This window comes from Lepagella muris, assembly GCF_004793975.1.
In the GTDB taxonomy this organism is placed as follows: domain Bacteria; phylum Bacteroidota; class Bacteroidia; order Bacteroidales; family Muribaculaceae; genus Lepagella; species Lepagella muris.
This window is the reverse complement of sequence record NZ_SRYB01000051.1, coordinates 1-18,369: the sequence shown is the minus strand read 5'-3', so window position 1 is coordinate 18,369 and position 18,369 is coordinate 1. Positions and strand designations below refer to the sequence as shown.

Genomic DNA, 18,369 nt, shown 5'->3' with positions numbered 1-18,369 from the left:
TCTCTAATTATCAATGATATTTATTTTTAACCCTCAAAAAGTGACGAAGTCAGGAGAGAATTCCGTGGTATCTTATGTATACGGGGCTTCCGTCGACAATAAGACATCGTTCGACTGGATTGATATCGTATCAAACGGTCTTGGCGAGCAGAATGCATACCGCTATTATATGAACCATGACTTCATCGAGGTGGATCTTCCTTTCGAATTCCCATTCTACGGAAAGAAATACTCCAAGATGTATGTCTACAACACCGGTTTCGTATCGTTCACACCGCGTCGTGATGACAAGATCTGGCCTGAACCTCCGGGCGACTTCCCCGAAGGCACCGTATTCAACAATATCATCGCGCCATACTGGGGTCTACATTCAATGAACACCACTAAGACCGGTGGCACATATCACTATGTGACCGAAGACCGCGCCGTAGTTTCGTTCATGGAATATGGCAACTCTATGAACTATGGAGTATGCTATCAGCTTATCCTTGAAAAAGATGGCAGCTTCAAGTTCCAATACAAGGCATTTGATGAGAACTCCAACATCATGTCGCCGTTCGGTCTTGCCGGTGTGGTGAATGATGATGCAAGCCAGTTCATCCGTCTTCCGGAGCGTTACATCGCATTCAACAATGCAGTTGCCTTCACTCCGGTGGTCAAGAACACTGTCGCTCCGGGAGAGAAAGACGTGATCGGCATCAGTCTCAACACCGACCGCATGGCTGGTGAATATTCAAGCAACCTGACTCTGACTACAAACGTTCCTTCCAAGGAATCTGTAGAGATACCCGTCAACCTGACAATCACCGGCGAGGCTAAACCCGTCATTCCGGAAGGTGTGAGCATAGAGAACGTGCTTGCATTCCGCAGCACTGACTTCTCCGATCCTCTTGTGAATCTCGGTGCTTGCTATGCTGCATACTTCTCTGTTGCTAATGAGGGTTCCGCTGAATTTACAGTTACCGGAGTTTCATACGAGTCTCCGATGATTTTTGATGAATACTTCGGCACGGAGTTCCCGGCATTCATGCTGTTTGCCAAACTTCCGGAGATTAACTTCATCACAGGCGAACCAACCGGCAAAATAAGTTGGCAGCAGGTGGACCCCTCTTTCTTCATGCCGATGAATGTAGGTCGCACACCTGTTGAATTTGCAATACCGATGATGGAGAGTGACTATTGGATGACTCCGGGTGAGACTGACATACCTGTCACCATCACCTACACCACCGATGGTTCAGACTCTGTAGAGAAGACCGTAAACGTCAAGTTTATTGTCACTCCCGCGCCAGCAATGACATTCGACAAGCAGGAGATCCGCGTGTCGAACGCTGCAGACGACCATTCTTCCGTAGAGACTCTCAACATCTCTAATGATGGCGAATACACTCTCAAATATTCACTCCGTCTTGACCCGTCGGGCGTAGGTGAAGTGGAGGAAGACCTCGGTGGTGGAATCGCCCCGGCTACATTCCGCAAGTCGGTTGCAACGAATGAGGCTGCACCCTTCGATCTTGCAGAGGGTATGCTCGCCAAGATAAAGGCTGCCGACAACAGCAACGTCAATCCGTATGACCTCCCCTCTGACTTCGATTTCAACTCGGCTCTTTATTATGAGGCTATGCCCGGAAACACTGCATCCTATAACTACGGTGCTAACACTGCATTTGACGTTTACAAGGCTGCCGTGGCTTTCAAGGCTCCGAAAGAGGGTATCAATATCTCGCATATCTATATCCCTGTAAGCATTGAGGAGGCAGAGAATGTCAACATCAAATTTGAACTGATTTCCGGCTCTAATCCGGAGGATAACGGTGAAGTAATCGGACGTGGCTCCCTATTCATCGATTCTCAGATTAATCCTGAGACCGGAATGAGTCAGGGCAGATTCTATCTCGTACCGCTTGAACGTCCGGTTTACATGAATCCTGAAGAGGAGTTCTGTGTGGTTGTTACGTATCCAGAAGGCATACTGTATCCCACCTATCTCTGCGTCAAGGAAGAACCCGTCACTGAAGGACGTTATCTCGGCTGGACTGAAAACAGCGGTTGGTTTGACGTCGCCCAGTTGTTTGAGTCTCAATATGGCTCGCTTGGCTATATCCTCTCTTGCCTTGAGACAACTCCGGGCGAACCGTGGATCAGCCTGCTGAACGAAGAGACAGAGGGCGAGATCGGCATCTCTGAAGGTAAGGAGATACAGGTGAAGGTGAATGCTGCCGCTGCACGCCTTGAGAAGAACAACAAGGCTGTCATCGTGATTAAGAGCAATGACCCCAACCAGCCAGTGGTTAACTACCCGATATATCTCGACAAGAACGGTGCACCGGTAATCAGCGCACCATCCTCAAAGGTATATGCCAAGGAGGGACAGACCACAATCGTGGCAATCACCGTAGCTGATGAGGATGGCGATGACGTTACCATCTCTCTCAACGATGCCGCAGGTATCGCATCAATAGATGGAGTGGTTCCGGCAGAGGGAGACACCAACGTCTCTGCCACAAAAGATGATAACGGCACAATCTCCGTAAATGGTGCGACAATGCCATTCACTGTCAACGTGGCTCTAAAACCGGAATTCGGTCAGGAGGGCTCATATCTCTTTAATATAGCTGCTGCTGATGCTCTCGGTCATGTAGCCACAGCCGCTGTGACATACGAAGTGGAAGACGTGAACCGTGCTCCAGAAGCCTCTAATGAGATTAATCTCACTATAAAGGTGGGTGATCTCTCGGAAGTGGTTACATTCGCTGAGCACTTCTCCGATCCTGACGGCGACGAACTCTCATACGAGCTGGACTTCCCCGCCAACTCATTCGTGGATGCGTTCACCACATCGACAGGCGTAGTGTTCCAGGGTCGTGCTCTCGGCACTGCCAAGGGTCAGATCATCGCAACAGATGGCGAGGGTCTCTCCTCTTCTGTTCCGGTAGTGGTGACTGTGACCGATGCTTCCGGCATTGATGAGATCACGACATCCGGCAACGGTCTTATCACGCTTGATTCCTCTGCATTCGACGAGACTCTCGGATTCAAGGCTCTTGCTTCCGGCAAGTTCCTGATCCAGATCTTCGATGCCGCAGGCAAGTGCGTATATAACTCCGACATTGACGTGACAAGCGGAAACGCCTACAGCATCAACATCGGTGAAAACGCCACAGGAGTCCACATCCTCACCGTGACAAGCAGTGGCAAGAACGAATCGCATCGTTTCATCAAACGATAAGCAATCGTAGAAACCGACTAACAATCCTCTAAAATGAGACGGAGAGTGTCATATTGACGACACTCCCCGTCTTTTTTATACATCATGCACATCATGAAATAACATCATGCACAAATCATGCACATCATGGGATAACATCATGCTAATACATTATGCACATCATGATTATGACATCATGCACAAAATAATTTATGTGCATAATGTATTAGCATGATGTGCGTGATGTATTTTTTGCATAAAACGACAAATTTATATAATTTTGCAATCAATACGATTATTTTGTTTAACAAAACCTCAAGATTATAGTTAATTATCGCAAAAAAAATGGAGTTATAATCCATTCCGCGAAAAAAGATAAATTCATTAATATTCACATTTTACCTTATAATTAATATGACTGAAACAGGAAAGAACATATTGTATTGGGTATTGATTATCTTAGGTATTGCAGCACCTTTGTCATATCCTCTTTTTGAATTGCTGGAAGTGTCATTCTTCACACAGATCTCATTCTCATGGTATCTACTATTTATGATTGTAATGGGATGGACAGCCAAAGCAATACAGAAGTAAATACATCATGCACACATCAAGCACATCATGAAATAACATCATGCACATCAAATTATTTTGTGCATAATGTCATAACTTGATGTGCTTGATGTAATATCCATAATGTGCATGATGTCAGAACCATGATGTGCATGATGTATTTTTTTGTAAAATCGGAAAAGTTGTGTAACTTTGTAATCAATGAAGTTGCAAGGGCTTCATTATGTATATTCAGATTCCCTCATGTCGCTTATCATACCAACAAGAACTCGGAATCTTATTTAAAAACAATTTAATTGAAAAACTTATGGCTATTAACCTTCAGAAGGGACAACGCATTGAAATCGGTCTGCAGAAAGTAGGCGTAGGTCTGGGATGGGATCCCAACCAAAGCACCGGTTATGACTTTGATCTTGACGCATCAGCTTTCATGCTTGATGCCGACCACAAACTGCCGGAAGATGAATTCTTCGTATTCTACAACAATCTTGTTTCGCCCGACGGTGCGGTGGAATCCTCTGGCGACGACCTCACAGGCGGCAACAGCGATGGTGACGACGAGACCATATCCGTAGACCTTGATAAAGTTGACCCGCGCATACAGGAGATCCTGTTCACAGTCACGATACATGAGGCTGTGCAACGTCGTCAGAATTTCGGACAGGTGCACAATTCCTTCATCCGCATATACAATGCCATCACAAATGAGGAGATAGCAAAATACGAGCTTGACGAAGACTTCTCCACTGAGACTGCCGTGGAGTTCGGTCGCCTATACAAACGCAACGGCGGATGGAAATTCGAGGCTATGGGCTACGGTTGCAAAGGCGGCCTACAGGCTCTCGTCGACAAGTACGTAAGATAACGGACACTCAACCCTATCACCATTTTTTCCGTTATAACCGACGGATGTCTTGAGGTTGGAGAATGACAGATGCTGACACATTACGGCGTTAATGTTGTAACATTGCAATCTGCAAGACATATTCCGAAAGCAGAATAATTATAATGTTGCAGAAAATAACAACCACTCTCTTTCTATATTTAAATTTGCAACATAAAACAAAACCAATATTTAAGATCATGATTAATTTAGAAAAAGGACAAAGAGTGACCATCGACCTCCCGAAATTTACAATCGGACTGGGATGGGATACCAATAGCTCTGATACGGGCTCTGATTTCGACCTTGATGCGTCGGCTTTCATTCTTGGTGAGAATAAGAAGATTCTTTCCGATGAGTATTTCGTATTCTACAACAATCTGAAATCGCCTGATGAAGCTGTGGAACACACCGGCGACAACCTTACCGGCGAAGGGGAAGGCGACGACGAAAGCATACACATCGACCTGAGCAAGATCGATCCGCGTGCCACTGAGATCTGCTTCGTGGTGACAATCCACAAAGCTGATGAGCGCCGACAGAATTTCGGTCAGGTGCGCAACTCTTTCATCCGCATCTATAACACCGACACTCACGAGGAGATTGCTAAATATGAACTGGAAGAGGATTTCAGCGTAGAGACTGCCGTGGAGTTCGGTCGCCTGTACAAACGCAACGGGCAATGGAAATTCGAGGCTATGGGCATCGGATATAAGCAAGGATTGGCGGCATTCCTTGATAAGTATAACTAAAAACATGTAGAGGATATGGCTATACGATTAGAAAAAGGTCAGAGAATCAACCTTGAGAAGAATAATGGTTCGAAACTTACCCAATTCTGTGTGGGTTGCAACTGGGGCGCAATCGAAAAGGGGGGATTCCTCGGATTCGGTAAAAACGTGCAGGACGTTGACTTGGATCTCAGCTGCGTTATGCTTGACGCCAACGGCAATCTTTGCGATCATATCTACTCTCCGCTTTACAAACGTGAGTTTCTCGCCCGCTACGGCATGCCTCCCGGTAAAATCGACTCCAACGATTTCGCCCTGCATCATTCGGGCGACGATCTGAAGGGTGACCAGAACGGCAATGACGGTCTCGACAACGAAATAATAACTGTAGACCTCACCCGCGTATCCCCCAACGTGTCGCAGATCTTCTTCTTCCTCAACAACTGCGGCAAGGAGGATTTCTCTCAGATTCCATACGCATCCATCAGGATGTATGAAGGCACTCCCCAGCGTGTGAAAGAGGTATTCGCGCAATATGACGTGGCTGCCGAACCGCAATACAGCGGAAAGACCGCCCTCATAATGGGTAAACTGTACCGTCGCAACGGCGAATGGAAATTCTCCGCCATCGGAGATGCATACGCTGATGCCAACCTTTGCGAGACTATCAAAAGAATTGCCACAAACTACAAATGACAATATGAGAAGACTACCGGTATATCTGTTGCTCGACACTTCCGGCTCAATGTATGGCGAGCCTATCGAGGCTGTCAAAAACGGCGTGCAGGTGCTTGTCAGCACACTGCGTTCCGACCCGTATGCCCTGGAAACTGCATATCTGAGCATCATCACATTCAACAGCACCGCTCAACAGGTGACGCCTCTCACCGAGCTTGCCAATTTCCAGGCTCCTAACCTGGAAGCAAGCGGTTGCACAGCTCTTGGCGAGGCTCTCTCCCTCCTTGCCACGAAAGTGGATCAGGAGGTGACTAAGACCACTTCTGAGATGAAAGGCGACTGGAAACCACTCGTGTTCATAATGACCGACGGTATGCCTACCGACAACATTCAGAAGGGACTTGAGGAATTTAGGAAACGCAAGTTCGGAGTTGTGGTGGCTTGTGCAGTAGGAAAGGGTGTCGATACAAGTGTGCTGAAACAGATCACAGAAAACGTTATAGCCATCGAAAACGCCGATTCTGCAAAAATCCAATCATTCTTCAAATGGGTATCAGCATCTGTCAGTGCCGGATCCATGAAGGTGGAGGAGACCGGGAAAGAGATGGGATCGCTCAGCGAGCTCCCGCCGCCCCCTCCGGAAGTCAACATTGTCGTGTGAAATCATACTTACTCGACTCCGGCACGGGTTTTCCTGCCGGAGTCGTCTATAAATATACACAATAAGATAACGCAATCAGTTTATGTCAAGAAGACTACCAGTATATCTGCTTATCGACACCTCCGGGTCAATGAGGGGTGAGCCGATTGAATCTGTAAAGGTCGGCATCGAGGCTATGCTGTCAACTCTGCGTACTGATCCTTACGCACTCGACACGGTAAGCATCAGCATTATCACGTTTGACAGGGAAGTGAAGCAGGTTCTACCTCTCACTCCAATCGATCAGATACAGATGCCGGAAATAAATGTTCCGGAAAGCGGTCCGACGTTCACCGGTGCCGCCCTTGAGATGCTTTGCGAGAAGGTTGATCAGGAAGTGAGGAAAGGCACTCCCGATCAGAAAGGTGACTGGATGCCTATACTGTTCCTTATGACCGACGGAAAACCTTCCGATCTTCAGGTGTATAAGGAGGCTATCCCGAAAGTGAAAAGTCATCACTTCACGAATATCGTCGCACTCGCCGCCGGTCCGAAAGCCAAGACCGATGAGCTTCTGATGCTCACCGACAAAGTATTCCAGATCGATTCGATGGACAGCACCGCCTTCATGAAGTTCTTCAAATGGGTAAGCGGCATAATCGAGGAGGGTGGAAAGTCCATCGGTGCCACTGATGATGTGGCATTACCTCCACCGCCGGACGAAATAAATGTTGTGATCTGACTTTATCTGCCCACCCAACTCATCTATTTTAAACATTTGAACTATGAACGTGAAATTAGTTGGCAACTTTATCCAACATATTGAAGTGGAACTAATGCCCGGCGAGGATTTCTTCGCACAGAAAGGGGCATTGATATATCTGGAGCAAGGCATCGAGAAGGAGACCGTAATGAACGGTGGCAACGGCACCGGCGCACTCGGTGCGATAGGCAATCTGATAGGTGCAAAATTATCCGGTGAATCCTTTTTCCTCGTTCACTATATCAACCGTTCAAACAGGAACAGACGGCTCGTTTTAGGAGGGTCGTTCGGATTAACTCCCGTGAAGATTCAGAATGAGACCCTGATATGCAATAAAGGGGTCTACGTAGCATCCAACAATATGGTGAATGTCTCCACTCAAATCTCAATCGCCGGCATAATGGGCGGCATGGGGGTATTCCTTCAGAAAATATCCGGCACCTCCACCGTATTCCTCGACTGCAAGGGGCAACCCATAATGAAAGAGTTGGGATATGGCGAGATGATTGAGGTAGACGAAGATCATATCATCGCAATGCAGGGCATTCAGGAGCATCAGCTCTCTTCCGCCTGGTCATTGAAGAACGTATTCGGTGGGGAGGGGTTGAGCATGCTCAGAATTTCCGGACCCGGGAAGGTATATCTGAGTCCCGGAAAGATTATTCCCCACATAAATTCCTAAACGCGGACGCACCCATAGTGCGTCATGACTGTCAAAGAATGCTTGTAAACCACTCTTATAATAATACCAAAATGCGAAGACTCCCTGTCTATTTCCTTATCGACGTCTCTGAGTCGATGGTAGGGCAACCGATTGAAGAGGTACAGAATGGCATGCACACCATTATCCAGGAATTGCGCATGGATCCATACGCCCTTGAGACTGTCTACGTGTCAATAATAGCTTTCGCCGGGAAAGCTATCACGCTCTCCCCCCTGACTGAATTATATAAATTCTATCCTCCGGTATTTCCTGTCGGTGGAGGCACGTCGCTCGGCGTCGCAATGGATTATCTGATGGATTCCATCGACCACGACATTCAGAAGACCACTCTGGAGGTGAAAGGCGACTGGAAACCGATAATCTTCCTGTTTACCGATGGCAACCCGACCGATGATTATCACCGGACTTTCAAACGATGGAATGATAAGTACAGGACGCACTGCAATATGGTGTGCATTTCCATAGGCGATAATGTCAATACCCTTATCCTCGGTCAGCTATCCAATAATATCCTATTGCTGAAACAGACCGACAAGGAATCATTCCGGCAATTCTTCAAATGGATAACGGCTTCCATAAGGACGTCGAGCGTGGCTGTGGAGGAGACCGGTGACGATGGTCTTAAGCTCCCATCCACATCAGGCATAAATCTTACGAAGGTAGAACCTGGCACCGGGGGCAAAGTAGATGAGAATTTCGCGGTAATGATGGGGAAATGCCAGACTACCGGTAAGCCGTATCTGGTCAAATTTGCCCGACGGTTTGGCAATCCGGAGGATATTGAGGATTTCATTCAGCAGGGATTCCGTCTCGTCGGCACGTATCCCATCGATGAGGCGAAATACGCGCAGCTTTCCGACGGTAAGGCTCTTGGCAAGAATATCAACACCAATCTTCTCTACGGACGTCCTACCTGCCCATGCTGCGGCAATCAATATGGGTTCGTGGTATGTGAATGCGGCAATATATTCTGTGCCGGAGAGAATGCCAACGACCATTGCCCATGGTGCGGTATGCAGGGCGAACTGGTCACTGTAGGCGAAGGTGGTATCGATGTAAAACGTACCCAAGGTTAATTAAAAAGGTTAACACCGGGATAATTACAATGGACTACTCTAATGAATAATTACCGTAGAAAACGCGATTTCCGACGCGGTTACAATTCGGGAAACAATATTGATTCATGCAGGCTTTTAAAGTCGATGTTGTCGGAGAACGGGATTTCCGCCTCCACTCCTGAGACTAAGGATTTCATCCGATGGATGACGACTGAAGCATGGAATAATTATCAGAAAGATCGTATGGATAAGAAAATAATAGTCAAGAACCGGATAGACAGCCACCCTATCGTGATTCCTAATGCCACAAAAGGGAAGCATTATTCCTCTCCGGTAATAACGCTTCCGACAGAGGATGCCTTCGACTTCAGTATAGAGGGTCCGGATGAGTTAGGACTCATTGTGCTACATGACTCTGACGGCGTATTCAAAATTGCCGGCACTCCACAAGTCACAGGTGATTTCCACTTCACCCTGAGATATAAATATCACGGTTGGCTTGAAGGGGAACCGCTGCTTGAGCGCAAGATTCCGTTTGCTGTGAATCCCAATCCGCGTGATCTTTGGAAGGATATACCCACTCCAACCGATATTCAATTCTTTAAGGAGGATTGCGAGGCTGAACAGATTATCATAAAGGCAGGTCCCGACGGGTCACCAAGAAAGGATATGGTGGCGGCAAGCAAGCGCGGACGCAGCCATGCGCAGGAGGGAAAGGCTCGCGATGATCATTTCCGTCTGTTTCATTCCGACGACAACGATTGGTATATCATTGCAGTGGCTGACGGCGCAGGCTCAGCCCGTTTCTCACGAAAAGGTTCGGAAGTGGCATGCAATACAGTTGTCGATTTCTGCAAGACAAAACTTGCGGATGCGTCAGCTTTTGAAGAGAAAATCAATAACTACAGGAATGCTAACGATGAAGAGACTGCCCGCAAGATCTTGGGGGATGCTGTATATTCTATCGTAGGTAACGCAGCATTCATGGCTCATAAGGCGATAAATGCACTCTCGGATAACGTAGAGGGGACTAAACCGAAGGATTTCGCCACTACCCTTCTGCTTGCAATCTGCAAGAAATTGGATTTCGGATGGTTTGTAGCCTCATTCTGGGTAGGCGATGGCGCGATGTGCATCTACAATCGTGAGAAACACACGGCAAGGCTTCTCGGGGTGCCTGATGAGGGGGAATTTTCCGGTCAGACAAGATTCCTGACCATGCCTGAGATATTCCGCGACGCCAGATCGCTATATCAGCGGCTAAGATTCGGCATCGTGCCAGACTTCACCGCCCTTATGCTCATGACCGACGGCGTGAGTGACCCGATGTTTGGCACCGAAGCCAACCTGAATAATATCGACAGATGGGACGACCTTTGGGATAAGCTATCCAACGGTTTCCCGGAGGATGATATACCGGGAGTGGATCTATCAGACGACAATGAGAACGTGAAGGAGGGTCTGCTCAAATGGCTCGATTTCTGGAAACCGGGTGAACATGACGACAGAACCATCGCAATATTATACTGACAACTGACTTATGGCAAATACTATTACCCTTAAGGCCACCGACGGTTCGACAGTGCAATTTGTCGATGAGGTAATCGGCTCAGGTGCTATGAAAGATGTATATTTCAGCCCCGACAAGAGTTATGTGGTAGGTTTTTTCCGCACCCCGCAGGATGCGAATGCCAAGGACCGCCTGCATAATATCACCGGCATATACCGCGACAAGATTTTCAATCAGCCGGGCGGCGACTATTGGGATAAACTCTTCTGCTGGCCTACGAAGCTGGTGGAATGGGAAGGGAAACTCGGTGTGGTAGTTCCCGCCTATCAGAAGCATTTCTTCTTTGAAGGGGGGAAATTCAAAGGTAAGGAGAAAATCGGTAAATGGTTCGCATCAGCGAAGCTGCGCAACCGTTTCGTGGAGCATGAGTTTAAGGGGACTTGGCTGACGCATTTCCACATGCTGATACAGATAGCGCGTGCCGTGAAACGTCTGCATGCCGCCGGTCTCGCTCACTCCGACCTCTCCTACAACAATGTGCTTGTAGACCCGAAGACCGGCACCGCCTGCGTGATTGACTGCGACGGACTTGTGGTGCCGGGGAAATATCCGCCGGACGTGGTGGGTACGCCCGACTTCATAGCTCCGGAGGTGCTTGCGACAAGATCCCTGAAAATTGGCGATCCGAATAAGAAGTTGCCGAGCATACAGACCGACAGACATGCCCTTGCCGTGATGATATACATGTATCTGCTTTATCGTCATCCATTACGAGGGGGAAAGGTCAACGACCTTGATCCTGCCAAGGATGAGGAGCTTTCCATGGGAAGCAAGGCTCTATTTATCGAGCACCCATACGATACGAGCAACCGTCCGAAGATCGCCAACATGGCTCCGTCGGAACTGCCACAGGGGGATGTGGAGAAACTCCCCTACTCTATCTGCGGACCATATCTGAAGCAACTTTTCAATAAGGCGTTTATCGACGGGCTTCATAACCCGGCTCTGCGTCCCACTGCTGACGAATGGCTGACCGCCCTTGTGAAGACCACCGACCTCATGCAGCCATGCCAGAATCCCAACTGCGAGGCAAAATGGTTTGTATTCGACAATACCACGAAACCCCGGTGTCCCTTCTGCGGAACGGAGTATCACGGACAGCTACCGGTGCTCAACCTGTATTATTCTCCGAAACCGGGTGTGTTTAAACCGGAGAATTATCGGCTTATGGTGTATCATCACCAGTCATTATATATGTGGCACGTCAACAGATTCATTTTCCCGAATGAGAAACTGACCGCCGAAGAGAAGCGTCCCGTGGGTGACTTCCACTTCCACAATGGCAAATGGATACTCATTAACCGACGTCTCCCCAACCTATGGGATAAGGACACCGACAAGAAGATTGAGATCGGACAAGCCGTAGAGCTGACAGAGGGTAAAAAGATACTCCTCGGCAAGAACGACGGCGACCGCCTCATCGTGGTCCAGCTCGTCAACAACTGATTCTACCCCCCAACCAAAGCCCCCGACAAATCTCTAACAAACAATGCCGCCGGAGAATCACCCCTCCGACGGCGTTGTTCATTTTACTTTCAGATATTTCATTTCTTTGAATGTCTTACGCGTTGCATCTTCTTGTCGTTGTCATCATATAGATAGGGCGACTCCGGCGACTCCGGCAATTCCGGCAACAACTGTTTCCAATTCTCGCCAAGACCGATCACCCTCAAAAGACGGAACAACGTGCGGAATGAGATGTCGGTCATATTGCCGGTCTCAAACTTATAAAGTGTGGTCATACCGATTGAGGCTGCCACAGAAACCTCCTTGCGTGTCAGCCTTAATCTCATCCTGTAATCACGAAATCGCTCTCCAAGAATCCGCACAACGTCGGGCGTCGCCAATGACTTATCAGTAAATATCATTCTAATGAACTTTATAGCGTTATTTCATGTATAACATTCCATATAATGATACTTACAAAGATAGACATAATTCCCGAAATATCAAAATTAACATATCCCCAAAAGAAGATTTAAGTCTCAAAACATAATCTAAATACCTATTTATTGCACCACAAAGCACACGGAGAGCACAGAGTATTTAAATAAAAAATCTCTGCGTTCTCCGCGCTCTCAGTGGTTCGTTAAAATTGAGATTTAGCGCAGTCTGATACCACCCAAAATGCCGATTTATCGCAGTTTTATGGCGTAGGCAAAACACTAACGGACACCGCCACCGGAGTGGCTGATTCTCCGACAGCGGTTCACTTTAAATTAATCCTAAATTATTGTCCGGCTCCAAATCTTGAAGTGTCAATATTTACCTCATTCTTAGGCTTGAAGCCATTGAAACGCCAGACGAAAGTACACTTGATATTGTGGTTCATATCATGCGACTTCATACAATAATCTTGTCCTGAAAAGTCTATTTTAAATGTCGGATTGCATATATTGAAGATATCTGTGGCTTTCAGATCAATTTCGCAACAGCGTTTCTTGCCGAATTGCCACTTAATACCGGCATCAATCTTCCACAGAGGATCCATACATCCGCCGCCTTGTATCATGCCTGCCATATAAGAGGCAGACACTGATAATGATACCGGAGATGTCGGAGTAAAGCGGATTGTATTATCCCATCCGGCATAGATGCCCCAACGCTTATTATCAAAACTAAGATCATGGAATTTTACTGACTTCTGACGGGCATGGTAGACATTTAACGTGGCCGTTACATTCCAAACGTTTTTAACATCAAAAGGTAAATGAAGTTGCAACCCGACAGTACGTGAATAATCCAGATTCAGAGTCTGAAATATCAGATGAAGATCGGAGGTGGATTGATATGGAAGTTGCACGAAATAGTCATCGGCATAGAGTGCGTATAACGTGGCGGCATATTTCTGACGGAATATATAACTCAACTGTCCGGAATAGTTCATATATGGCTGAAGCGTGGGATTACCAAGAATCACCGAATAGTCGTTGATGTAGGATGTCCCTCCATGTAGTTCCCAATATGAAGGATACACACGTTGTGTGCTGACATTAAGTTGAAATATACTCTTTGGAGTCTCGTAATAAGTTGCGCCAAGCTGCGGGATCATATTCCAGTTGTGCCGGTAATCGTTGTGGAAATATTCCGCCTTTAGGGAGGCATTGAATGACAGTCCACATGCAAATGAAGCCTGACCTCCGATATAAGCACTTGCCACATCCTCACGCAAGGTGTTGTCAAATCCGCGTTGCTGAGGGAAGATGTATGTTTGACGGCTTTTATCATCCGAATGCTGATAATCCACACCATATCCTAATGTCCATACTCCTATGGAATGTTCCTGATCCAGATATGCGTGCCAGCGAGTTATGTTCTGATAATTTTCTGAATTAATTTGCTCCACATCTCCCCGGAAAAGATTCTGACATCTGTTTTCATAATAATGGGTGTAGTCTCCACCGATAGTAAGTCCGAATGGAGTTTCATATCGCAGAGCTATATTATGATAGCTTGTAGGCGACAAACCTTCATATATATTCTTGAAATCTCCGAATGTTCCGGCAGCAAGACTCATGTTGCGGATTCCCGATGTAATTTGTCCATTATAGGAGAATTTAAGTTTCTTATATGCTGCGGCGGCATATACGAGATTTGTCCATGCTTTACCTATCTGACTCATATCGTCCTCAATATTATGGAGAGTGCCATCAAGACGGTGATTGGAATATGTTTCTTGCCGATTGTAGGATTGCTTTCGGACGAGCGACCAATTCATATCGAATGTCCAGTCCTTGACAGCGTATGCAGCATTCAATCCCCCCGAATAGGATGCGTAGTTAGCCTGATTATATCCAAGCGTTGCCTGACCCATAAGACCATCCAAAGGTCTTGGAGTTCTCATGACAATATTGATCACAGCACCGTTGACGTGATACTTGGCAGGGGCAGAGTACATGATTTCTACATTCTTCAATCTTTCAACAGGAGTGGAATAAAGGAGTTGATATAGATTCTGTAATGGCATCGTAGTAGGTTCCCCATTAATGATAATAGAGACGGAGGATGCCCCGCTCAAACCTATCTCTCCGCCATTACTGACAACTCCAGGAAGATAACCTAATGCTTCCAATATATTAGTCACAGGTTTATCCTTGACGATAGTCGGTAAGTCAACTACCATAATGCCATCCTCTCCTTTGATTTGAGGTCTTTCCCCTTTCACTACTATCTCCTGCAGATTCTGACTACCGATACTGTCGGGAATCTCCTGTTGAGCCCTCATATAGGTAGACGCAGACAAGAGAGTTAGAATGATTGATATGCGCTTCATAATCGTTGATTTTATTATTATTGCGCAAAATTATAACTGTATTACGCTTAAATTCTTATCCACAGCCTTATTTAATCTTAAGTCTTCCCTTATTTAGTCTTAAATCTGTATTATCCCGGATAGCAATACGAAATATAATATGTAATTTTGTATCTAAGTAACCAGCCATATTAAAACTATACAATAAAATGGCTAATATTTTGAAGGAAATATGGAAGCCCGAAGATGGAGTAATGGGGTTCCATTATGACTGATGAGGGATTTCATAGTTCCTCAAAAGATGGTTATTTTAGTATCGTTTTAATATGGTTGGTTACTTATATAAATTTGTGTATGACAAAATTCAGAATAAATTCCATAATATTCATATCTGCCATTGCAGTCATTTTCGGCTGCAATCTATTTTATCTTGTAAAATTATATGGTTCTATCAGAAAAGATGTTGAGCGTGAGGTCATGACCGCAATGGCAGACGCTGATATTGACGACCTTATGTTTCGCGCAGGGAGAGCACAAGGATTGACGTCAAATGTACAGATGCAAGAAGACTCTACCACTCATACACCACCTAAAAAAGCTGAGGCAACTACCTATAGAGATGACAACGGACAACTTATATCCGTAAGGACCGAGGTTGACGGAAGTGTCGTGGAAGAGGTAGCTATGCTATCGGAAAACAGGACCTACTCAAATCAGATGGTAGACGCAATGAGCAGACAGTTCCATGTTATAATGGATAAATATATACCTTACGATATGGAAGTGATGGACAGCGTATTGAGCAATCAGCTTGCCAATAGATTCATCTATCCTGATTTCTTATGCGTGGAGGTCGTCAACCGCAACGATTCCGTCATCTACCGTAATGAAAATTTTAAAGGGGAGTCAGGATTGGATTCATTCCGTATAAACATCAATCCCAACGATGGAATATATTACAAAGCTTACATGACGCCTCTCACCCGTCACATACTGTCGCAGATGCTGGGTGTCATCATCACCGTTTTTCTTCTGATGGTAGCTTTTGCCGCTGCCTTCCTATATCTGTTCCATACTGTTTCCAAATTGCGTACCATAGAAGAAATGAAGGATGATTTTGTAAGTAACATGACTCATGAATTGAAGACCCCCATTGCCATAGCCTATTCGGCTAATGATGCATTGCTAAATTACGATATAACAAACGATCCTGACAAGAGAACTGCATACCTCTCCATAGCCTTGAAGCAACTCAAACGTCTTGGAGAACTTGTGGAGAATATACTTGCCATGAGTATGGAGCGGAGAAAAACAATGACTCTGAAACCGGAGAAAATCAAGTTGCCGGAACTCATTGGAGATATAGCTGAGGCGCAACGAATGAGAGGTGAGAAAGATATTGACATTGAAATTGATACGACAGATGATATTGAAGTGACTGCCGACAAGTATCATCTGACCAATGTGATTAATAATCTTATCGATAACGCGATAAAATATTCCGGTGAATCTGTCTCAATCCGAATATCCATTGATACAGAAAGCATTGGAATTACAGACAATGGCATAGGTATTCCATCAAAAAATCTACCTTTCATCTTCGATAAATTTTACCGCGTACCTCATGGCAACCGTCAAGATATCCGAGGCTACGGAATAGGATTATATTATGTAAGACATATCCTTGACAAGATGGGATGGGATATTTCTGTAAAGAGTCAGGAAGGACTGGGATCCACATTCACAATAAAATTTTGTAATCATGAATAAGATTCTTTTTGTTGAAGATGAGCGAGATTTGTCGCTGATTGTCTGTGATATTTTGCGGCAACAGGGCTATGATGTCATTTCTGTCTTCAATGGTATTGACGGTCTGGCTAAATACAAGGCTGAGGGAGCTGATCTCATTGTTGCCGATGTCATGATGCCCGGACTTGACGGGTTTGCTATGGCTCGGGAAATAAGGCGGCTATCAGCAAATGTACCCATAATATTTCTGACAGCAAAAAGCACTATTGATGATGTGGAGGAAGGTTTTGAAAGTGGGGCAAACGACTATTTGAAAAAGCCATTTGAATTACGTGAACTGCTGGTAAGAATCAAAGCATTGCTGCGCAATAAGGTCAAGGATATCGTTGCAGAGGATGTGATTTACCAAATCGGTCAATACCGATTCAACAAATCCGGACAGCTACTTATATTCCACGGCAAAGAGACCGCACTCTCCAATATTGAGGCACGTATATTGGATAAATTTGCCTCAAATATAGGGAAAACAGTCGATGCCTCTGAGCTTATGATAGCCGTATGGGGACGAGATGAACTAAGCAACCGCAACTCCCTACACGGCTACATCCATAAACTCCGCCGTATCCTGCGCCACGACACGACAATCTCCATAATCAACCAACGAGGATTCGGCTACATGTTAACTGTCAACAATTTTCATTAAGGTTCAAGGCGTTGCCAATGACTTATCTATAAATATCATCTTAATGAACTTTATAGCGTTATTTCATATATAATATTCCATATAATGATACTTACAGAGATAGACATAATTCCCGAAATATCAAAATTAACACGTCCCCAAAAGAAGATTTAAGTCTCAAGACATAATCTAAATACCGATTTATTGCATCGCGAAGCACACGGAGAACACAGAGTATTTAAATAAAAAATCTCAGCGTTCTCCGCGCTCTCAGTGGTTAAAACACCGAGTTATCGCAGTTTTATGGCGTTGGTTATGATATATACTTCTATCTGACCGATAGCTATGAGGTGGATTTTGTGGTTTGTCATCGTAACACAGTAATAGAGTTGATACAAGTATCGTATAACATTAGTAATGATAAGACATATCGTCGTGAATTGAATGCGTTGCTAAAAGCCTCAACTCCATTGAAGTGTAATAACCTTACACTTATCACTGCTTTTGATGAGAAAACAATTGAGGAGTCTGGCAAAACTATCAATGTACGCGCAGCCTATAGATGGCTATTATCCTAAAATCTTGATAAGTAACCGCATCAAATATCAGATACCATTTATTAGATTACAAAGAGAATGTGCCCCTCCCGAAAGGATTGATTCTTCTCATGCAAAAATAAGCATCATCTATGCAATGGTGATTCCTAAGATAAATGCAAATAGAAAAGTATTGGCATTTCTTGGCAAATGATAATTAATTTAAGTTTCGCAAGTTTTCCAACTTGCTTCACTTAAATGGTTTATGGTTTAATGTTTATGGTTTATGATCATTAAATTTTGTATAATGAAAAGATTCGTG

The 18,369-nt window shown here is 45.4% G+C and carries 15 protein-coding genes; 13 read left to right on the top strand and 2 right to left on the bottom strand.

Translation table 11 applies throughout. The annotated features are described in order from the left end of the window. The first annotated feature begins 40 nt into the window (after positions 1–40). From E5331_RS19510 to E5331_RS19460, 11 genes are all read left to right on the top strand, one after another. On the top strand, positions 41–3,229 hold the full coding sequence (locus E5331_RS19510) for a T9SS type A sorting domain-containing protein (RefSeq protein WP_168355316.1): 3,189 nt from the start codon (positions 41–43) through the stop codon (positions 3,227–3,229). Positions 3,230–3,622: 393 nt separating this feature from the next. After that, positions 3,623–3,802 carry a hypothetical protein gene (locus tag E5331_RS19505; RefSeq protein WP_135985689.1) on the top strand — a complete coding sequence of 60 codons (180 nt, stop codon included), beginning with the start codon at positions 3,623–3,625 and terminating at the stop codon, positions 3,800–3,802. Between the two features lie 286 nt (positions 3,803–4,088). After that, positions 4,089–4,646, top strand: coding sequence for a TerD family protein (locus E5331_RS19500; protein WP_123484673.1), 558 nt, complete (start codon positions 4,089–4,091; stop codon positions 4,644–4,646). Between the two features lie 218 nt (positions 4,647–4,864). Beyond that, on the top strand, positions 4,865–5,416 hold the full coding sequence (locus E5331_RS19495) for a TerD family protein (RefSeq protein WP_275441317.1): 552 nt from the start codon (positions 4,865–4,867) through the stop codon (positions 5,414–5,416). Between the two features lie 15 nt (positions 5,417–5,431). Next, positions 5,432–6,091, top strand: a complete 660-nt coding sequence (locus E5331_RS19490) for a TerD family protein (RefSeq protein ID WP_123484672.1) — start codon at positions 5,432–5,434, stop codon at positions 6,089–6,091. A 4-nt stretch (positions 6,092–6,095) separates the two neighbouring features. After that, the gene (locus tag E5331_RS19485; RefSeq protein ID WP_135985691.1) at positions 6,096–6,734 is read left to right on the top strand and encodes a vWA domain-containing protein; all 639 of its coding nucleotides are present in this window, start codon (positions 6,096–6,098) and stop codon (positions 6,732–6,734) included. 82 nt (positions 6,735–6,816) lie between these two features. Beyond that, positions 6,817–7,455 (top strand): vWA domain-containing protein, encoded by a 639-nt coding sequence (locus tag E5331_RS19480; RefSeq protein ID WP_123484670.1) that lies wholly within the window; start codon positions 6,817–6,819, stop codon positions 7,453–7,455. Positions 7,456–7,498: 43 nt separating this feature from the next. Beyond that, complete coding sequence (locus E5331_RS19475) at positions 7,499–8,158, top strand: AIM24 family protein (protein ID WP_123484669.1); 660 nt, start codon at positions 7,499–7,501, stop codon at positions 8,156–8,158. Between the two features lie 71 nt (positions 8,159–8,229). Further along, complete coding sequence (locus tag E5331_RS19470) at positions 8,230–9,276, top strand: TerY-C metal binding domain-containing protein (RefSeq protein WP_135985692.1); 1,047 nt, start codon at positions 8,230–8,232, stop codon at positions 9,274–9,276. A 42-nt stretch (positions 9,277–9,318) separates the two neighbouring features. Next, complete coding sequence (locus E5331_RS19465) at positions 9,319–10,788, top strand: PP2C family serine/threonine-protein phosphatase (RefSeq protein WP_275441316.1); 1,470 nt, start codon at positions 9,319–9,321, stop codon at positions 10,786–10,788. 10 nt (positions 10,789–10,798) lie between these two features. Further along, positions 10,799–12,274, top strand: a complete 1,476-nt coding sequence (locus tag E5331_RS19460; RefSeq protein WP_135985694.1) for a helix-hairpin-helix domain-containing protein — start codon at positions 10,799–10,801, stop codon at positions 12,272–12,274. A 98-nt stretch (positions 12,275–12,372) separates the two neighbouring features. Here E5331_RS19460 and E5331_RS19455 read toward each other — a convergent pair whose 3' ends face one another. Both E5331_RS19455 and E5331_RS19450 read right to left on the bottom strand, forming a co-directional pair. Then, the gene (locus tag E5331_RS19455) at positions 12,373–12,696 is read right to left on the bottom strand and encodes a helix-turn-helix domain-containing protein (protein ID WP_123484667.1); all 324 of its coding nucleotides are present in this window, start codon (positions 12,694–12,696) and stop codon (positions 12,373–12,375) included. A 362-nt stretch (positions 12,697–13,058) separates the two neighbouring features. After that, complete coding sequence (locus E5331_RS19450) at positions 13,059–15,101, bottom strand: TonB-dependent receptor plug domain-containing protein (RefSeq protein ID WP_135985696.1); 2,043 nt, start codon at positions 15,099–15,101, stop codon at positions 13,059–13,061. A 333-nt stretch (positions 15,102–15,434) separates the two neighbouring features. Here E5331_RS19450 and E5331_RS19445 point away from each other — a divergent pair, with 333 nt between their 5' ends. Together E5331_RS19445 and E5331_RS19440 are read left to right on the top strand one after the other, a co-directional pair. Then, positions 15,435–16,850, top strand: coding sequence for a sensor histidine kinase (locus tag E5331_RS19445; RefSeq protein WP_168355315.1), 1,416 nt, complete (start codon positions 15,435–15,437; stop codon positions 16,848–16,850). After that, positions 16,843–17,532: a response regulator transcription factor gene (locus tag E5331_RS19440; RefSeq protein ID WP_123484664.1), complete on the top strand. Its 690-nt coding sequence runs from the start codon at positions 16,843–16,845 to the stop codon at positions 17,530–17,532. Before E5331_RS19445 ends, E5331_RS19440 begins: the two co-directional genes overlap by 8 nt. Positions 17,533–18,369: the final 837 nt, after the last annotated feature.

What these genes read in the sequence shown, in the direction of transcription:
- E5331_RS19505 (WP_135985689.1), top strand. Translation starts at nt 3,623, where the DNA reads ATGACTGAAACAGGAAAGAACATATTGTATTGGGTATTGATTATCTTA.
- E5331_RS19500 (WP_123484673.1), top strand. Translation starts at nt 4,089, where the DNA reads ATGGCTATTAACCTTCAGAAGGGACAACGCATTGAAATCGGTCTGCAG.
- E5331_RS19495 (WP_275441317.1), top strand. Translation starts at nt 4,865, where the DNA reads ATGATTAATTTAGAAAAAGGACAAAGAGTGACCATCGACCTCCCGAAA.
- E5331_RS19490 (WP_123484672.1), top strand. Translation starts at nt 5,432, where the DNA reads ATGGCTATACGATTAGAAAAAGGTCAGAGAATCAACCTTGAGAAGAAT.
- E5331_RS19485 (WP_135985691.1), top strand. Translation starts at nt 6,096, where the DNA reads ATGAGAAGACTACCGGTATATCTGTTGCTCGACACTTCCGGCTCAATG.
- E5331_RS19480 (WP_123484670.1), top strand. Translation starts at nt 6,817, where the DNA reads ATGTCAAGAAGACTACCAGTATATCTGCTTATCGACACCTCCGGGTCA.
- E5331_RS19475 (WP_123484669.1), top strand. Translation starts at nt 7,499, where the DNA reads ATGAACGTGAAATTAGTTGGCAACTTTATCCAACATATTGAAGTGGAA.
- E5331_RS19470 (WP_135985692.1), top strand. Translation starts at nt 8,230, where the DNA reads ATGCGAAGACTCCCTGTCTATTTCCTTATCGACGTCTCTGAGTCGATG.
- E5331_RS19465 (WP_275441316.1), top strand. Translation starts at nt 9,319, where the DNA reads ATGAATAATTACCGTAGAAAACGCGATTTCCGACGCGGTTACAATTCG.
- E5331_RS19460 (WP_135985694.1), top strand. Translation starts at nt 10,799, where the DNA reads ATGGCAAATACTATTACCCTTAAGGCCACCGACGGTTCGACAGTGCAA.
- E5331_RS19455 (WP_123484667.1), bottom strand. Translation starts at nt 12,696, where the DNA reads ATGATATTTACTGATAAGTCATTGGCGACGCCCGACGTTGTGCGGATT.
- E5331_RS19450 (WP_135985696.1), bottom strand. Translation starts at nt 15,101, where the DNA reads ATGAAGCGCATATCAATCATTCTAACTCTCTTGTCTGCGTCTACCTAT.
- E5331_RS19445 (WP_168355315.1), top strand. Translation starts at nt 15,435, where the DNA reads ATGACAAAATTCAGAATAAATTCCATAATATTCATATCTGCCATTGCA.
- E5331_RS19440 (WP_123484664.1), top strand. Translation starts at nt 16,843, where the DNA reads ATGAATAAGATTCTTTTTGTTGAAGATGAGCGAGATTTGTCGCTGATT.